Source organism: Hymenobacter terrestris, assembly GCF_013377905.1.
In the GTDB taxonomy this organism is placed as follows: Bacteria; Bacteroidota; Bacteroidia; order Cytophagales; family Hymenobacteraceae; genus Hymenobacter; species Hymenobacter terrestris.
This window is the reverse complement of record NZ_JABKAV010000005.1, coordinates 66,439-82,988: the sequence shown is the minus strand read 5'-3', so window position 1 is coordinate 82,988 and position 16,550 is coordinate 66,439. Positions and strand designations below refer to the sequence as shown.

The window sequence follows — 16,550 nt, the reverse complement described above, 5'->3', positions numbered from 1 at the left end:
CGATGTCCAACTCTCCCTACCAGCGCCTGCTCGACTTAGCTTTCGCCGAGCCCGCCGCCGCCGCCCGATACCTCACGCCCGCCACCCGCGAGGCCTACCACCTATTCGGGCAGGCGGCCTCCGCCGATATTGCCTACCGCTTCGAGCGCGTGCGGCTAGGCGTGGCCCTGTCCCTACTGCGGCTGCTGGCCGAACTGGGCGACATGGAGGAAGCCCGCCAAGTACTCGATGTGCTGAAAAACGCGCTGCAAGCCCCATCCGTAGCAGGCATCGACAAGGCCATGCAGAAGGGCGCCACTACCTTCGACCAGCTTTACGCTAACCTCTATGTGAACGAAGACGGCGAGCAGGTGCTGCACCTGTTCGAGCGCACCCTCGACGCCGATACCCAACGCCTGATGGACGATGTTATCCGGGAAGCACTGGAGCTGGTCCCGACGCTGGATTTCAGCCGCGAGGAGGAGGACGAAGACTAGAAAGCTAAAAAACAACGTCATGCAGCGCGCAGCGGAGAATGATGTTGTTTCTCAATTATACGTCCTAGCTTCTACTCTCTCAGATTCCTGTAGCAAGATTACCTACTGATTTTCCTGCTAAATCCCCTACGCTACTTGCTATTATGGGGCTGATTTTACTGGTTACTGGCCTGACGATTCGCCGTAACGTGTTGGCTTTGGGAGCCTAAGGTGGAGCGTTGTCAGCGGGTTGCTGGTGCTGCTCGGCATGGCTTTGAGTACCATTGTTCAGGTAGATGCCGGCGAGGTGGGTGTGCAGACGCTGTTTGGGCAGGTGCAGACCCGGGCGCTGCTCAGTGGCCTGAGCGTGATGAATCCGCTGGTTGACATTGCGCGCTTCGATACCAAAATCCAGAAATACAATATGTCGGCCTTTCAGTCCGAAGGTCAACAAGGAAATTGTTCTTTCGCCCAACGCCAAAGTCATCATCATGGGGGAAGCAAAGGCACATAGGTCCTTATTTCAGATAAGTAACCACTGTTGTCTACAGCAGAAAAGGCCGTCCCGGAATCCGGGACGGCCTTTTCTGCTGTAGACAATAGCAACGGCAGTTAATATCCTTCGTTTTGGGGCAGGGCGTTGCCCAGGTTGATTTCGTATTTCGGAATCGGCATAACCAGCGCCGGGGCATTGGCCGGAATGGCCGCCGTACCGGCACCGATGCTACGGCCCGTACGCTTGTAATCATGCACCCGGAAGCCCTCAAAGGCAAACTCTAAGTCCCGCTCCTGCAGCACGCTTGCCAGCGTAACGTTGGCTAAGGGTGTAGCGCGGGCCCGGGTGCGGATGCGGTTGACATCGACCAGCGCCGTGGCGCCCACGTTGGTACCAAGTCGCAGGTTGGTTTCGGCCCGGATAAGGTACATTTCAGAAAGGCGTAGAATCGGAATGTTCTGCCCCGCGTTGTTCCATTTGTACGTGCGCAGGAAGCCCGCCCGACGGCCGGTACCTTCATAAATCAGGGAGGCCCCAATTTGGGGGTTGAATCCCCGCTGGTCGTCGGCGCCATACTGGTCTGCAAACGCCTGATAGATGCGCACGTCGCCACGGCCGCCGAAGCCGGCCGCGTTGCTCGAATAGAACGTAGCCAGGCCATCGTTGGAGTTACCAGCGTTGTTTTGGTCGTTCTGCTGAATCTCGAACAGCACTTCCGACGAGTTCTTGTTGGTAAACGTGGAAACCGACGAGGCATTGAGCGAAGCGCCCGAATCGTTGATGACCTCGTTGGCCAAATCGCGGGCTGTCGCGTACTCACCGCGCTGCAGGTACACGCGCGCCAGAAATGCTTTGGCATCGTACTGATCGAAGCGGGTGCGGTCGTTGGCCTCGGGCAGCAGGTCCTGGGCAGCGGTCAGGTCGGCCAAAATCTGGGTATAGGTTTCCTCCAGCGAGGAGCGGGCAATTCGCCGGGCGGCATCAGCCTCCGTTTTGTTGGCGCTCAGGTTGATTGGCAGCCCTGGCGTGGCCGTGGGCGCGGGCACGCCCAGGGCCGCGTTGGAGAAGGCACCGGTGGTACGGTAAGGCTGTGCATAGAGACGGGCCAACTCGAAGTAGAGCATGCCACGTATCATGCGGGCTTCCCCCTCAATGCGCTGCTTATCGTCGGCATCGGCTACCACGGGCAGCGCATCCAGCACTAAGTTAACCAAGTTAATGGTCTGAAAATTCTGGTTCCAGGTGCGGTCGGCCTCCGTATTTACATCGGTCATTTGCTTGCGCGATACCTCGCGGTAGCTCTGGAAGGTACCCTGCCAGCCGATGTAAGTGAAAGTGGCAGCCGTAGGCAGATCGGCCGCCAGCAAATCAGCCATCAGCAGCAGATTGGTACCATAGGACTGCGGCAGATCGAGGCGGGCATAAACGCCAGTTAGGGCCGATTGTACGCCCTCAGGCGTGCTGAGCGCCGTGGCAGCATCAACAGACTGCTGGGGCTCAATGTCCAGTTGTTTATCGCAGCCCAGCAGCCCTAGTGTGAGCAGAAGGGCCGTTGGAGCCACCAGTCGGCGGAGTGAAGCGGATATAGTTTTCATGGTCGAAAGTCAAAGCAAAAACGTGAAAGGCCTAGAATCCCAGGTTGAACCCGATAATCCAGGTTTTAGCCAGCGGCGGCGTATAGAAGTCATGCCCAAGCAAGTAGCTAGGGCGGCCGAACGCCGTGGTGTTTACTTCTGGGTCGTAGCCATCATAGTTGGTGATGGTGAACAGGTTTTGGGCCGTCACGTACACCCGCGCCGACCGAACACCACCGACCTTCAGCAGACTGGCAGGCAGCGTGTAACCCAGCGTCACGTTTTTGAACCGGAAGAAGGAGCCGCCCGAAATCCAGCGCGAAGAGGGCGCCGTGCCATTTCCGTCGTAGAGGCGCGCCTGTGGGACACTGGTCATGTCGCCAGGATTCTGCCAGCGCTTCAGCTGGTCGAGGGTCTGGTTGTCGAAGTAGTCGCCGTTGACTGACTGAAACACTCCGCCAATATTATAAATGTCGTTGCCCGACACGAATTGGTTGAGAATGCTTAGCTCGAAGCCTTTGAAGCTGAAAGTATTCGTCAGACCGCCCGTGAAGTCAGGGTTGGGGTCGCCCAGCTTCTGCTCAACCGCAGCCGAGTAGTCGTTGGTGGTGCCCCCGTCGGCCGTGTAGTAGAGGGCGTCGCCGTTGTCTGGGTCAGCACCAGCAAATTTCTTACCCCAGAATACGCCAATCGGTTCCCCTTCCCGCACCCGGCCCAGGTTACGGCCGCCGGCAATAATTTCCTGCCCGTTAAGGTTGGTAATTTCATTGCGGTTGATGCTCAGGTTAAAGTTGGTCTGCCATTTGAAATCCTTGTCTAGGTTGCGGGTGTTGAGGCTGAACTCGATGCCCCGGTTACGCAAATCGCCGATGTTGCGCGTCACGACAGGATACCCACCGGTGTAAGGCAGCTGCAGGTCGAGCAGCAGGTCGTTGGTGATTTTCTCGTACACATCCACTTCGCCCGAGATACGGCCGTCGAGGAACCCAAACTCCACCCCAATATCTGCCTGGGTGGTTGTTTCCCAAGTCAGGTCGGGGTTGCCCAGGCCAGTAGGCTGAATACCGGCCACATCAGCATAAGGAACAGCCGAGTACAAGCGCCGAGACGAGAAGTTGCCGATTTCGGAGTTACCCGTTAAACCATAGCTACCCCTGATTTTGAGGAACGAGAGAACATTATTGTCCTGCAGGAAACCTTCGTCAGAAATGATCCAGCCCAGCGAAGCAGCCGGGAACACCCCATACTGGTTGCCGGGGCTGAAGCGCGACGATCCATCAAGGCGGGCACTGACCGAGGCCAGGTAGCGGTTGCGGAACGTGTAGTTGACGCGCGTCAGGTACGAGAGGAAGGTATAACCGGTACCGGCGCTGCTGGCCGCCGTGATGCGGGCGGCCGATGCAATACGCTTGAATTGGTCATTGGGAAAGCCCCGTCCTTCGGAGGAGTTGTTCTGCTGGTCGAAGCGCTGGAACGAGAAACCGCCCAGAGCCTCAAGCGTGTGCTCTTCGCCCAAGGTTTTAAGCCAAGTAACAGTGTTGTTAGTGGTATAATTGATGCCCTGAAGTTGGTTTTGGTAGCCGTAACCGGTTGGTGCCCCATCTTCGGTATAAAGGCCCTGGTAAATCCGCTCGTTGAGATTGAGGAAGTCGTAGCCGTTTTCGGTCCGGAAAGTCAGCCCCTTGATGGGTTCGTAAGCCAACGACACGTTGCCGAACGAGCGGTAGTTGCCGGAGCGGTTCTCGGCGTTATCTACCTGCAACAACGCATTATAATAGAGTGTGTTGCGGTTGAGACCGGTTGGATCGGTGACATCGATGTTCGACTGAATGGGCGGTAGTGCGTTGAGCTGCACCGGATTGGAGAAGGCGTTGTCGTCGGCTACCCGGTCGTTGACGGAGCGGGTAAGCGAGAGGTTGAGTCCGATGCGCACCTTTTCGCTCAGCGAGTGGTCGAGATTGGCCCGCAACGACCCGCGACGGTAACGGTTGCCGATGATGATACCTTCCTGGTCGCTGTAGGAGCCGCTCAGGAAAAAGCGCGTTTTAGCGTCGCCGCCCGACACACTCACATCATACTGCTGCACCGAGCCCTTACGGAATGCCAGATCTGACCAGGGTGTATCGAATGGTGAGTCGAAGTCAAGTCCATTCTCCTCAAACGCCTCGGCCGGGTTGGTATAGCCCACGTTGGTGGCGGCTTCGGCGAATAGCTCCTTGTACTGATCCGCGTTCAGGAACTTGCGCAGCTTGGTTGCTTCCGACCGCCCGTAGTAGGCTCCCACACTCACGCGCGTGTCGCCGGCGCGGCCCCGCTTGGTGGTCACCAGCACCACGCCATTGGAAGCGCGCGACCCATAAATAGCCGACGAAGCGGCATCTTTTAGAATCGTGATGCTTTCAATGTCACTGGGGTTGATGTCAGCCAGCGGGTTAAGCGGCTCACCCGAGGCCGAGCCCACGTCCTGCGACGTGACGGGAATACCGTCTATTACATAAAGTGGCTGGTTGGAGGCCGTGATGGAAGAAGAACCCCGCACCCGAATCTGCACCCCGGCACCCAGCTTGCCGCTGGTCTGGTTGATCTGCACGCCCGGCGTACGTCCCTGAATAGCCTGCTCAAAGCTGACCACAGGTACGTTCTCTACGTCTTTGCTTCCGAGCTGGGTTACTGCCCCAGTCAGCTCGCGTTTCACTTGTGTACCGTACCCTACAATGATGGCTTCGCCGAGCTGGGTAGCGTTGGTTTTGAGCGTGACGGCCACGCTGGACTGGCTACCTACTGCTACATTTTGAGTTTCGAAGCCAATGGAGCTAACCGTTAGCGTGGCGCCGGGTTGCACTGCTAAGGTAAAAGAGCCACCGGCATCGGTACTTGTACCGTTGGATGTGCCTTGCTCCAGAACCGTTACTCCCGGCAAACCCGCGCCGGTAGCATCTGTTACGCGGCCGCTCACGGCGCGGGTCTGTCCAACGGCCGTGCCGGCAGTCAGCAGCAATCCTCCCATCAGAGGGAATAAGTAGTTTTTTCTCATGCGTGGGACCTCTCAGAGAGGCAGCTAAAGTGAAGCAGCCACTGCATCGGGCCGGGGCCGGGGCACGAAGCCGGGCGCTGCTACCGAGACCAGAATCCAACCACTGTACTGGTTTGGATTCCGAGAGGACTGCAAGGTATCTGCAATAAGCAATATATTTTATCGGAAATGCAACTGTTTTACTCTCGGCTATTCATATTTATGGCTGAACGCCGCCTGCTACCTACCTTTACTACCATTGCCCGCCAGCTGGTGCGGGCTGTCATTCTTGCCGATTACTTAATGCCCGATATTCAGTTTATCACGGACGCATCGGCCGTAGCCGAGGCGGCCCGCAACCTGCTCCAAAGTACCCGCATTGCCCTCGACCTAGAGTTCGATGACATGCGCCACCGCTACGGCCGCCACCTGGCCCTCATTCAGGTGTTCGATGGCCAGACCGTTTACCTGATTGACCCGCTGGAGCTGGAGAACGAGGCCGAGGACCTGAAACCGCTCTGGCAGGTGCTGCGCGACCCAGCCATTACCACCATATTTCACAGCTGCAAGTCCGATATTCTGCTGCTAGATGAGCTCTACGGCGTACATGTGCGCAACATCGTGGATACCAGCGTGCAGCACACGCTGCTGGCCGAGGCCGACAACAATATCTCGCTGGGCCGCCTCATTCAGGAGGAACTGGGCCTGGAAGTAGACAAGGGCGAGCAGAAGTCGAACTGGCTCAAGCGCCCCCTCACCGAGGCCCAGAAGCAGTACGCGGCCAACGACGTGCTGTATCTGTTCGAGCTGACCGACCGCCTCAGCGCCAAACTGGCCGCCCTGGGCCGCACCGCCTGGGCCGAGCAGGAACACGAAGCCCTCGAAGCCGTGCGCTACTCGCGCGATGAGCGGCCCTATATGCGCCTGGCTGGCAAATACCGAATTCAGCCCACCGAGCTGCCCATGTTCCGCGACCTGTTTATGCTGCGCGACGAGGTAGCGCGCCACATCGACCGGCCCTCTTACATGATTGCCAGCAACGACCGGCTGGCCGAGCTTACGCGCCTGCCCGTTACCAGCACCGGCCACCTGCGCAACGCCAACGGCCTGCACCCCGAGCTAAAGCGCGGCACCTTCGCCGACCGCCTCGTAGCCCTGAGCCAGGAAGACCGGACGCCCGAGCCGCCGCTGCCCGCCGACCGGCGCGGCTTCCCATCGCGCCGCCGCCTGAGTGGGGCCAAAGCCGCCGAAGCCGACGCCCGCGAAGCCCTGCTGACTACGCTCAAAGCCCACCTCGCCGCCGACCACAGTGCCATCATGGCCAACCTCGTGCTCAGCAACCGCCTCATCAACGACATCATCGAGCAGGGCGCCGACCAGGTTTTGCGTCCCTGGCAGCACCAGCTCCTCACCGAAACCGCCCAAAAGCATAACCTGGACTTTTCGAAAGTAGCCGCGCCGTTTGAGAAGTAAGATGTAGGGGCGGGGGGGGTTTTCCCCCCCCGCTGGACGAATTTGAAACCGGACCGGCAACCACGGGGGGGGGGGGGGCGCCCCCCCCCCCCCGCCGTTGAACGGTTCCCGTTGAACAATTCCCGTTAAACCGGCGCGAACGGCGGGGGGGGACAGGCCCCTCCCCTACAGCACCCTCCACAACCTGTGCTATATATCAGTTTGGTTGGGTTCCGAGTTAGGGAGTTGCTTTCTACTTTTGACGACATTTTCACCTGCTTCCCGATGCGGAGTCTTTTCCTTCTGTCGGTGGCGGCGCTGGTACTGGTGGTGGCCCTGGCGGCCCGCCCAGCCACTCGCCGTCCCGACCCCGAGCCCAATTTCCGCACCGGGCAACTGCGCTACCCCCGGGTGCGCGAAGCCTACGCCCAGTATCAGGCACCGGTACAGGCACTGTTGCGCCGCAACGGGCTGGTCGCCGAACAGTTGGAGTTGTTCGTGCGGGCCTTTAAAATTGGGCGGCGGGTGGAAGTGTGGGCCCGCAACCGGGGCGCGGGGCCGTTCGTGCTGCTGCGTACCTTCGGGCTGGCCGGCACTTCGGGCACGCTGGGACCCAAGCGCCGGGCCGGCGACGGGCAGATTCCGGAAGGATTCTATACCATAAACCGCTTCAACCCGAATAGCCAGTACCTGCTTTCCCTAGGCCTCGACTACCCCAACGCGGCCGACCAGCTACGCACCGCCCCCGGCCTCGACCCCGGCGACAATATTTTTCTGCACGGCTCAAACGAAACTATCGGCTGCCTGCCCATCACCGATGCGGGCATTCGGGAGCTGTATGTACTGGCCGTGGAAGCCCAAGCCGCCGGGCAGCTCAGCATTCCGGTGCACATTTTCCCGTTCGAGCTGTCGGCTGACCAGCTGGCCCGCCGCCAGGCCAGCCCGCACCTGGCATTCTGGCAGGAGCTGGCTCCGGGTTACGAGTATTTCGAAATCCACCACGAGTTACCTACCGTGACGGTGGCCCCCACCGGAGCCTACGTAGTGCGCTAAACCCCGCTGGCCCGGCCGGCGTACTTTGCGACTATGGCTCAGCTGCTTTCCATCCACGACTTCCCAATTCCCCAAAACCTGCGCGATTCGGCCGTACTCGTGCCCATATTCCGCGACGCGGCCGGCGAACTGCAACTCGTGATGGTCCGACGCACGGCCTTCGGGGTGCACGGCGGGCAGCTAGCCTTTCCTGGTGGTAAACCCGAGCCCACCGATGCCGACCTGCAGGCCACCGCATTGCGCGAAGCCTTTGAGGAAGTGTATTTGCCACCCACCCATGTGCAGCTGCTGGCCACCCTGCCCACCGTGGCTATACCCAGTGGCTTCCGCATCAGCCCGTTTCTGGGCCGTATTGAGCGGCCCGCCCGCTGGCAGTGGCAGGCACGGGAGGTAGATGAGGTGCTGGAAATCCCGCTCCGCCACCTTGCCGACGGCCTCAACCACGTAGAAGAAACTTGGGAGCTACCCGGCTGGCCCGGTCCGCGGCGGGTGCCCTTCTACCGCGTTGGAGCCGATTATCCGCTTTGGGGTGCCAGCTACCGCATTATGCAGCCTCTCATCCCGCGCCTGCTGGCCGGGGAGTGGGAAGTATAGAGGCATGGAAGAACGGCCTTCTTCCCCCCACCCCCTCCCATAAATTGGCACGATATTGCCTTTCTACTACGCATGACTACTTTCTCTGCCATGAAACGCCTCTCGATTTTGCCTTTGCTGCTGCCGGCCCTGCTGTTGCTCTCCGGCGCAGCCTTCGCGCAACAGCAGCAGTCCATCTGGCTGTTTGGGCAGCAGTCAGGCCTGCAGTTCCCGGCCGATGGCGGCGTGCCCACCCCGCTGCTCACCAGCAAAATGACCACCTACGAGGGCTCGGCCGTAGCGGCCAATAAGCAGGGCCAGCTGCTGTTTTATACCAACGGCGAGCTGGTGTTCAACCGCCAGCACCAAGTGATGCCCAACGGCCGCAAGCTGATGGGCTCGAACTCCAGCACCCAAAGTGCCCTGATTGTGCCCGATCCGGGCAGCGGCAACATCTTCTACATCTTCACGACTGGTGCCCAGGGCGGCCCCAACGGCCTGCGCTATTCCACCCTCGACATGACCCGCGACAATGGCTTGGGCGACCTAGTGCGCCTTAACGCTCTGCTCGTATCTCCGGTGGCTGAGAAGCTGGCCGCCGTGCGCCACCAAAACGGCCGCGACGTGTGGGTAGTAGCGCACCGCTGGAACTCCAACGCCTTCGTGAGCTACCTCGTAACGCCCGAAGGCGTGCAGAGCAAGCCCGTAATGAGCAATGTGGGCAGCATGCACGCCGGCCCCGGCCGCAACGCCATTGGGGCCCTCAAGTTCTCGCCCGATGGCCGCCAGCTGGCGCTGGCTCTGTGGCGCGAAGCCAATAAGTACGAGGTTTTCGATTTCGACCGCACCACCGGCCAGGTGCGCAACCCACGCTCCTACGGCCCCTACCCCGAGGCCTATGGCGTCGAGTTTTCGCCCGATGGCAGCAAGCTCTACGGCTCCAGCAACGGCGAAGGTGGCGGCCAAGCCCAGATTTACCAGATCGACCTGAAAAGCGGTAAAGCAACGGTTATCGGCAAGTCGGCCAATCGCAAAGTAGGCTCTCTGCAGCGCGCCCCCGACGGTAACATCTACGTCTCGCGCGAAGACAATCCGTTTCTGGGTGTCATCAAGAACCCCAACGCCGCCGAGGCCAGCTACGTGGATGACGGCCTCAAGCTAGGTGGCCGCCGCGGCAAGCTCGGCCTGCCCAACTTCATCACCGAGCCAAAGTAACTCGGTGAATGCGTGAACCGTCATTTCCACGCACACGCAGCTAAAGCACGCTGTAGGGGCGGGGGGTGTGTCCCCCCCCCCCCTCGCCGTTTTTTGTCTGCATCGCGCGCGGCGGGGGGGGGGGGGGGGGGTGGCCGCGGTGGGGGAGAAAGAAGAGGGTGTTGCCTGTGGCCCCCCAGCCCCCGCGGGGAGCGGGCGGGGGGGGGGGGGGACCACCCCCCGCCCCTACGTCGTTCCGGCAGGCTCACGCCACAACTTGAGTTAGCTACTCGCTTGGCTCAACTGGTGCATGTCGGCTTCATCCAGTCCCAGCTGCATGGCTTTGGTCAGCTCCTCCACTTGGCTTACGCTCGTAGCTGAGGCAATGGGGGCCGTGAGGCCGGGGCGGGCCATAATCCAGGCCAGGGCCACTTGGGCGGGCGAGACACCGGCGTGACGGGCCACTACGGCGTCGAGCGCATCCAGAATCCGGTAGCCTCGCTCGTTGAGGTATTTGGGGCCGATGCTGCTGCCACGCACGCTTTTGGCCAGGTCTTTTTCAGAGCGGTACTTGCCCGTTAGGAAGCCCGAGGCCAGCCCGAAATAGGGGATAATGCCCAGGCCATACTCTTGGCAAAGCGGCAGCAGCTCTTTTTCGAGGCCTTCGCGCTGGTACAGGTTGTACTCGGGCTGGAAGGTTTCGTAGCGCGGCAGGCCCTGGGTTTCGCTGGCCTGCAGGGCCGCCCGCAGCCGCCCGGCCCCGAAGTTACTGGCCCCAATGGCGCGCACCTTGCCCTCTTTGATGAGTTCGGCATAAGCCTCCAGCGGCTCGGTTACGGTGCGCTCCTCATCATCCTGGTGCGACTGATACAGATCGATATAATCAGTTTTAAGGCGCTTGAGCGACTCTTCCACGGCCACCCGGATATAGTCGCGGCCCAGGCCCTGGCGGCCGTCGCCCATTTGCATGCCCACTTTCGAGAAGATGAGCACATCGTCGCGGCGGCCGCGGCGCTGCAGCCACTTGCCGATAACGGCCTCCGACTCGCCGCCCTGATGGCCCGGCACCCAGGCCGAATACATGTTGGCCGTGTCGATGGCGTTGCCACCGCCGTCCAAGAAGGCATCGAGCACCCGGAAAGAAGTGGCCTGGTCGGCGGTCCAGCCGAATACGTTGCCGCCCAGCACGAGGGGCGCGGTGTGCAGGCCCGAGCGGCCCAGTTCGTGTTGTTGCATATGAAAGGGAGCAGGGTAGTAGGATTTGGGCTAGATCAACTAACTCCTGGCCGGGCCGTTAGGTTATCAAAACGCATTACTTTAAGCCAGAATCAACCCGTACCATGCTATTCAGATATCCACTTCTGCTGCTGGTTTGGCTGCTGTTGCCGGGACTGCTGGCCGGCAGCACCCGCCGGCAGGGGCCGACTATGACCCAGCGCGATTTTGACCCCATTTTTCAGCAGCAGGGCGTAGAAGGCTCTTTTTTGCTCTACGACGCGCCGGCCCGGCAGTTTGTGGCCTACCGGCCCGACCGTTGCCGCAAGGGGTTTCTGCCCGCTTCAACCTTCAAAATCCCTAATACTCTCATCGGCCTCGCCACCGGCGCTTTGCGCGACACCTCCGACGTTTGCCGCTGGGACGGCGTAACGCGCAATTTCCCCCAATGGAACGAGGATATGCCGTTTGCCCGGGCTCTGCGCGTGTCGGCGGTGCCGTGCTACCAGCAACTGGCCCGCCGAATTGGCGTGTCCGCCTACCAAACGTGGCTGCGTAAGCTGGCCTACCCCGGCATGGTGGTTACGGAAAGCACGCTCGACACTTTCTGGCTCGATGGCGAGTCGCGCATTACGCAGTTTCAGCAGATTGATTTCCTGCGTCGCCTCCAGGCCGAAGCGCTGCCCATGGCAAAGCGGCACCAGCGGGCCGTAAAACAGTTGCTCATCCTCCAGGAAACACCTCAGTACACGCTTTACGGCAAAACCGGCTGGCGTTTCCGCTCGGCCCGCAACCCCGATAACGCCTGGCTGGTGGGCTGGATCGAACGCGCCGACGGACGCACGGCCTTCTTCGCCCTCAACGTGGAGCCCGCCGCCGGCCAGCCCGCCGACGCCCGTTTCGCCGCGAGCCGCCGCGTAATCACCGACGCTGTTCTGCAGGAACTGGGATGGATGAAGTAGCGGCAGGTGTAAAGGCTGGCAGCTGCTGCCAACCTTTACACCTGCTCCAGCACGCGCCAGCCGTGCCCCGGTACTTGTAGCTCCTCTCCGGCCCAAAACATCAGCTGCTCGTCGCTGAACACGTCGCGCCAGGTGCCGGCAGTAGCCTCAGGCAGGGGCAGGGCGGCGGTTTCCAAACCACTATTGATGACGCAGAGCATGGCCGCACCGTTTTTTTCGCGCACAAAGCCATAGAGGTCGTCCGGGCCGGGAAGGCGCTCGAAGCGGCTGGCCGGGTCGCCGTTGCGCAGCGCCGGGTGGCGGCGCTTGAGCTGCAGCAAGCGGGTATAGAAATCCTGCAGCGGAAAATCCTGCCAGGCTATCGGGTCCTTATCGAAGAAGTCTAAGCGCCTGCTGAGCCCGGCTTCCTGGCCCGAATACACCAGCGGCATGCCCGGCAGCAGCACCGTGAGCACCGCGAAAGGCTGCGCCAGCGGCCCCAGCCGCTCGTATTCGGTGCCATCCCAGCTGTTCACGTCGTGGTTGCTGGTGAAATTCATCAGGTACACCTGCGGCGGGTACTTGGCCCGCTCGGCGGCGCGGTACTCATCGATGGCCACCAGCTTGGCCCGGCCGGCGGCAATGCTGTCGAACAGGTAGTGCAGCCGCAGGCCAAACGTCATGTCGAAGGCCTGCTCCAGTAGGTGCGTATCGGGGTTGAACTCCTCCCAGCTCAGGCCGCCCGAGGGGTATAGCTCGTCCCACTCGGCTAGCATAAACACGGGCTTGATGGCCTCCAGCGCCGGCCGGGCCTCGTCCCAAAAATCGGTGGGCACCAGCGCAGCCACGTCGCAGCGGTAACCGTCGATGCCCGCCTCGCGCACCCAGTAGCATAGCGCCTCCGTCATGTAATGGCGGAGGCTGGGCTGGCCGTAGTCGAGCGCTACCACATCGTGCCAATCGGCTACGGGCGGCACCAGCCGGCCCTGGGCGTCGTGCTGGTACCATTCGGGGTGCTCGTGCACCAGCGGGTTGTCCCAACTGGTATGGTTGGCCACCCAATCGAGCAGCACCCGCAACCCCAGGCGGTGGGCCTCGGCCACCAGCGTCTGTAAATCGGCCAGCGTCCCGAACTCCGGATTCACCCCCAAATAGTCGCGCACGGCGTACTGGCTGCCCAACGTGCCCTTGCGGCCCTGCTCGCCAATCGGATGAACGGGCATCAGCCAGATGATGCTGATGCCCATTTCGGCCAGCCGCGGCAAGTGCGCCATAAAGGCCCGAAAAGTGCCCTCGGACGTGTACTGGCGAATATTGACTTCGTAAATAGTGGCGGTGGCGGCCCATTCAGGATGCCGCACCTGAAACAGGTGGGCGTCGGGGTGGATCAGGGAAGAACGTTCAGGCATAGAGCGAAGAAATAAAGGCCAGCGGACGCGCCGCCGGAAGCGGACCGGACTGTTCAGGTACTCACTGTCGAGACTGCTAATAGTCGTTAACTGTGGCCCGCGGACTGCATTGCCCGGTGGTCCGGAAACTACGAAACTGACCGGTCACACAGATTTCCGGCCCCGCTCCAACCGGCCCGTCAACGGGTCGTATTGCCAGCAGGCAACCGGCTGTTCGGTCGAACGACCGCCCGCGCTAGTTCGGGTCGGGCAGGCGCTCGAACACGCGGAAGGCGTGGGCCCGCAGCGGCACCTTCGAGCCCGAGCCCAGCCGCTGCACCTGGCCACTGAACAGCTCCCGGTAGGTGCCCGGCCCGAGGCCACGCAGGGTCAGTTCGCGGGGCTGCTTCGCGAAGTTTACGAGCGTGACTACGGCTTGCTGCTGGCGGCGCCGCACGAAGCCGTACACCTCGGGGCTGGTGCTGACGGCCAGGGATTCAAATTCGGCACACGGGTCGCCGTTGGCCAGGGCCGGGTTGCGCTTTTTAAGCTGCAGCAGTGTGGTATAGAAATCCTGAAGCGGGTAGCCATTCCACGGAATCGGGTCTTTTTCGAAGAAACTGAGCCGCTTTTTCAGGGCAGCCTCCTGGCCCGAGTACACCATCGGGATGCCCGGTAGCAGAGCCGCCAGCACGGCCTGGGGCAGGGCGTTGGCTCCCAGCCGCTCGTATTCGGTGCCACTCCAGCTGTTGATGTCGTGGCTGCTCGTGAAATTCATCAGGTACACGCCGGCCGGATACTTGGCCCGCTCGGCCGCCAGGTAGGTATCAATAGCGCGTGTGGGCTGCTGGCGCAGGGCAATGCTGTCGAGCAAATAGCGCAGGCGCAGGGCGTAGGTGGCGTCGAAGGCTTTTTCGAGCAGGTGGGTGTTGGGGTCGAACTCGCCCGGTTTGAGAAAGGGTGGGTCGTGCAGCTCGTCCCATTCGGCCAGCATAAACACGGGCTTGATCTGCGTGAGGGCGGCGCGGGTATCGTTCCAGAAATCGGTGGGCACCAGCCCGGCCACATCGCAGCGGAAACCATCCACATCGGCCTCACGCACCCAGTAGGTCATGCTTTCGGTCATGTAGCGGCGTAGTTCGGGCTTACTAAAATCCAGCGCAATAACGTCCTGCCAGTCGGCCACCGGGGGGCGGAAGCGGCCCAATGAGTCGCGCAGAAACCAGTCGGGATGCTGGCGGGCCAGTTCGCTGTCCCAGCTGGTGTGGTTGGCCACCCAGTCGAGGATGACGTGCATGCCGCGCTTATGGGCGGCGTCTACGAGGTGGCGCAAATCTTCCAGCGTGCCCATTTCGGGGTTCACGGCCCGGTAGTCGCGCACCGAGTAGTAGCTGCCGAGGCTGCCCTTGCGCTTCTCCTGCCCGATTGGGTTGATGGGCATCAGCCACAGAATGCCCACGCCCATGCTGTCGAGGCGGGGCAAGTGGGCCTCAAAGGCTCGAAACGTGCCCTCGGGCGTGTACTGGCGGATATTGACTTCGTAGATACTGGCATTGGCGGCCCAGGCTGGGTGGCGCACCACAAACGGTGCCGGGGGAGCCGCGCAGTCGGCAGCCGGCGTATCGACGGAGTTGCTCTGGCAGGTGGTTAGTAGCAAGGCCAACCCAAGGGAGAGCCAAAGTGAAAAGCGGGAGGAAAACATGGCTCAACTTACGCAGTTTTTGTCCTGCGTGCCAGCACCCGTTACATAGCTGCCCGCCACCGCGGCCACCGAAATGTCCTTATCCAACGATTCAGGGGCTCCTCAACTAAATAGTGAAGCATGATTGCCACTGCAATCAGCAGTAGAAAAACTAGCAGCGGTTGGGCAGTGACGAATCGGGTAACGACGCCGTGCGGAACCCCCATGTGGATAAGGTAAAAAACGTACGAGCTTCGTCCTAATGCCTGCATCATTCGGCTCCCCAGCAGACGCCGTAGCGTGGTTTCCTCGGTAAGCAGCCCCGCAAACCAAAGCGCAATGGCTGCTGGTAGTACAATATTGTTGAGGATCATGCCCACCGGATGCTCTTGACCAAAAGTGTAAGGTCCGCGAATTGCGTTCAGCAGCAAAACGACGGCCCCGAAGGCCAGCAGCCCGGCAGCTGTTCGGCGGCTGCCGGCTTTGGGTTGCAGCCAACCCTGCCGAAACCAGAGAGCCAATTGAATACCCACAAAAAATTCGGTAGCCCGGCCAAAAAAGGTAAATAGCAGCATGAACCGCAGATTGCCGAACAGCCCGTACAACTTCATCGGCCCGCACAGCAGCACCATCACTGCGCCTAGCCCTAACAACACCAGCGGCACTAGCCACAGCCCTCGGGGCCGCCACCGGAGCAGCAGGAAAATAAGCGGCGCACTTAGGTAAAAACACTCTTCCACCGTCAGGGTCCAGCCCTGCGCCACTCCAGAGTACACAAACGCCTCAAAGAAGCCGCGCAGAAACGTAACATTCAGCAGCCAGATTTTCCAGAAAAACTCACTGGTCTGGTACCATAAACTTGCAAAAGTGAGGACCGTGAGCAAGAAATACATGGGGTAAATGCGGGCTACCCGGTTGCGTAGGTAGCTCCCCCACCATTGCGTAGTCATTTGTTCAGTACCAGCGTAGCGCAGCGTGATGAGGAAACCACTGAGCACGAAAAATACTGGTACCCCCACGTGAAATTCCCGCACTATTTTTTCCAATTCTCCTTCCACTCCGGAGCCTGCCCGAAACGGATTGAAGTGGTGCAGATATACCAGGTAGGCTGCTACGGCCCGTACCCCGGTTAAGGCTGGAAGATATGCTGAAGCGGCCCTTATATTTAGAGCAGGGGATTCACTGGAAATAGGCATAAGTAAACGAGGATACCAAGCCTGATTTTACTGCAATTGGCTGGACATAAAAATACAGCCAAGTAGCATATTGGAGCATGGTAATTAACCGTCTCTCACTTAGTGTATTGGATGAGAATGGTCTTGGTTTTTGTGTAATGATTACCAATTTGTTTGCAAAGAACCCGAGATGGTAGATTACGAATCGTGTAGCCCCAGTAATACCGGAGTTGTGGGCAGGCGCTACGGTTGCAAGCTGGAAGTAGCCAAACAAGTGGCAGCCTAGAGCTTCTTTGATTGAGTCCTGCGCCGCACCCGTTTCCGATTTGCTACCTTTTAG

Annotated in this window: 13 protein-coding genes; 7 read left to right on the top strand and 6 right to left on the bottom strand. The window is 60.5% G+C overall.

Going from position 1 to position 16,550, the window contains the following annotated elements:
* Positions 1-2 precede the first annotated feature (2 nt).
* Together HW556_RS03265 and HW556_RS03260 are read left to right on the top strand one after the other, a co-directional pair.
* Complete coding sequence (locus HW556_RS03265; protein WP_176897922.1) at positions 3-476, top strand: hypothetical protein; 474 nt, start codon at positions 3-5, stop codon at positions 474-476.
* A 253-nt stretch (positions 477-729) separates the two neighbouring features.
* Positions 730-969, top strand: a complete 240-nt coding sequence (locus HW556_RS03260; protein WP_176897920.1) for an SPFH domain-containing protein — start codon at positions 730-732, stop codon at positions 967-969.
* A gap of 98 nt (positions 970-1,067) precedes the next feature.
* Here the strand turns inward: HW556_RS03260 and HW556_RS03255 are convergent, their stop codons facing one another.
* Together HW556_RS03255 and HW556_RS03250 are read right to left on the bottom strand one after the other, a co-directional pair.
* On the bottom strand, positions 1,068-2,546 hold the full coding sequence (locus HW556_RS03255; protein WP_176897918.1) for a RagB/SusD family nutrient uptake outer membrane protein: 1,479 nt from the start codon (positions 2,544-2,546) through the stop codon (positions 1,068-1,070).
* Between the two features lie 31 nt (positions 2,547-2,577).
* Positions 2,578-5,532, bottom strand: coding sequence for a SusC/RagA family TonB-linked outer membrane protein (locus HW556_RS03250; protein WP_242478852.1), 2,955 nt, complete (start codon positions 5,530-5,532; stop codon positions 2,578-2,580).
* 228 nt (positions 5,533-5,760) lie between these two features.
* On the opposite strand from HW556_RS03250, the gene HW556_RS03245 reads away from it, so the two are divergent.
* The 4 genes from HW556_RS03245 (at position 5,761) to HW556_RS03230 (ending at position 9,831) form a co-directional block, all read left to right on the top strand.
* On the top strand, positions 5,761-7,011 hold the full coding sequence (locus HW556_RS03245) for a ribonuclease D (protein WP_176897916.1): 1,251 nt from the start codon (positions 5,761-5,763) through the stop codon (positions 7,009-7,011).
* 264 nt (positions 7,012-7,275) lie between these two features.
* On the top strand, positions 7,276-8,043 hold the full coding sequence (locus tag HW556_RS03240) for a L,D-transpeptidase family protein (RefSeq protein ID WP_176897914.1): 768 nt from the start codon (positions 7,276-7,278) through the stop codon (positions 8,041-8,043).
* 33 nt (positions 8,044-8,076) lie between these two features.
* Entirely contained in the window at positions 8,077-8,637 is a 561-nt protein-coding gene (locus HW556_RS03235) for an NUDIX hydrolase (protein ID WP_176897913.1), read from the top strand.
* A gap of 72 nt (positions 8,638-8,709) precedes the next feature.
* Positions 8,710-9,831, top strand: a complete 1,122-nt coding sequence (locus HW556_RS03230) for a TolB family protein (protein WP_176897912.1) — start codon at positions 8,710-8,712, stop codon at positions 9,829-9,831.
* Positions 9,832-10,092: 261 nt separating this feature from the next.
* On the opposite strand, the gene HW556_RS03225 is transcribed toward HW556_RS03230, so the two are convergent.
* Complete coding sequence (locus HW556_RS03225; protein WP_176897911.1) at positions 10,093-11,046, bottom strand: aldo/keto reductase; 954 nt, start codon at positions 11,044-11,046, stop codon at positions 10,093-10,095.
* A gap of 104 nt (positions 11,047-11,150) precedes the next feature.
* Here HW556_RS03225 and blaOXA point away from each other — a divergent pair, with 104 nt between their 5' ends.
* A complete protein-coding gene (gene blaOXA / locus HW556_RS03220) occupies positions 11,151-11,987 on the top strand; it encodes a class D beta-lactamase (protein WP_176897910.1) in 837 nt (278 codons plus the stop codon).
* Between the two features lie 35 nt (positions 11,988-12,022).
* Here blaOXA and HW556_RS03215 read toward each other — a convergent pair whose 3' ends face one another.
* The 3 genes from HW556_RS03215 to HW556_RS03205 form a co-directional block, all read right to left on the bottom strand.
* Positions 12,023-13,375, bottom strand: a complete 1,353-nt coding sequence (locus tag HW556_RS03215) for an alpha-amylase family glycosyl hydrolase (protein ID WP_176897909.1) — start codon at positions 13,373-13,375, stop codon at positions 12,023-12,025.
* A gap of 235 nt (positions 13,376-13,610) precedes the next feature.
* Positions 13,611-15,011 carry an alpha-amylase family glycosyl hydrolase gene (locus HW556_RS03210; protein ID WP_176897908.1) on the bottom strand — a complete coding sequence of 467 codons (1,401 nt, stop codon included), beginning with the start codon at positions 15,009-15,011 and terminating at the stop codon, positions 13,611-13,613.
* Between the two features lie 86 nt (positions 15,012-15,097).
* Entirely contained in the window at positions 15,098-16,231 is a 1,134-nt protein-coding gene (locus HW556_RS03205) for an acyltransferase family protein (protein ID WP_176897906.1), read from the bottom strand.
* Positions 16,232-16,550: the final 319 nt, after the last annotated feature.

Excerpts from the sequence above, each read along its gene's own strand:
- HW556_RS03205 (WP_176897906.1), bottom strand. The coding sequence starts at position 16,231 with ATGCCTATTTCCAGTGAATCCCCTGCTCTAAATATAAGGGCCGCTTCA.
- HW556_RS03215 (WP_176897909.1), bottom strand. The coding sequence starts at position 13,375 with ATGCCTGAACGTTCTTCCCTGATCCACCCCGACGCCCACCTGTTTCAG.
- HW556_RS03265 (WP_176897922.1), top strand. The coding sequence starts at position 3 with ATGTCCAACTCTCCCTACCAGCGCCTGCTCGACTTAGCTTTCGCCGAG.
- HW556_RS03230 (WP_176897912.1), top strand. The coding sequence starts at position 8,710 with ATGACTACTTTCTCTGCCATGAAACGCCTCTCGATTTTGCCTTTGCTG.
- HW556_RS03255 (WP_176897918.1), bottom strand. The coding sequence starts at position 2,546 with ATGAAAACTATATCCGCTTCACTCCGCCGACTGGTGGCTCCAACGGCC.
- blaOXA (WP_176897910.1), top strand. The coding sequence starts at position 11,151 with ATGCTATTCAGATATCCACTTCTGCTGCTGGTTTGGCTGCTGTTGCCG.
- HW556_RS03250 (WP_242478852.1), bottom strand. The coding sequence starts at position 5,532 with ATGGGAGGATTGCTGCTGACTGCCGGCACGGCCGTTGGACAGACCCGC.
- HW556_RS03225 (WP_176897911.1), bottom strand. The coding sequence starts at position 11,046 with ATGCAACAACACGAACTGGGCCGCTCGGGCCTGCACACCGCGCCCCTC.
- HW556_RS03235 (WP_176897913.1), top strand. The coding sequence starts at position 8,077 with ATGGCTCAGCTGCTTTCCATCCACGACTTCCCAATTCCCCAAAACCTG.
- HW556_RS03240 (WP_176897914.1), top strand. The coding sequence starts at position 7,276 with ATGCGGAGTCTTTTCCTTCTGTCGGTGGCGGCGCTGGTACTGGTGGTG.
- HW556_RS03245 (WP_176897916.1), top strand. The coding sequence starts at position 5,761 with ATGGCTGAACGCCGCCTGCTACCTACCTTTACTACCATTGCCCGCCAG.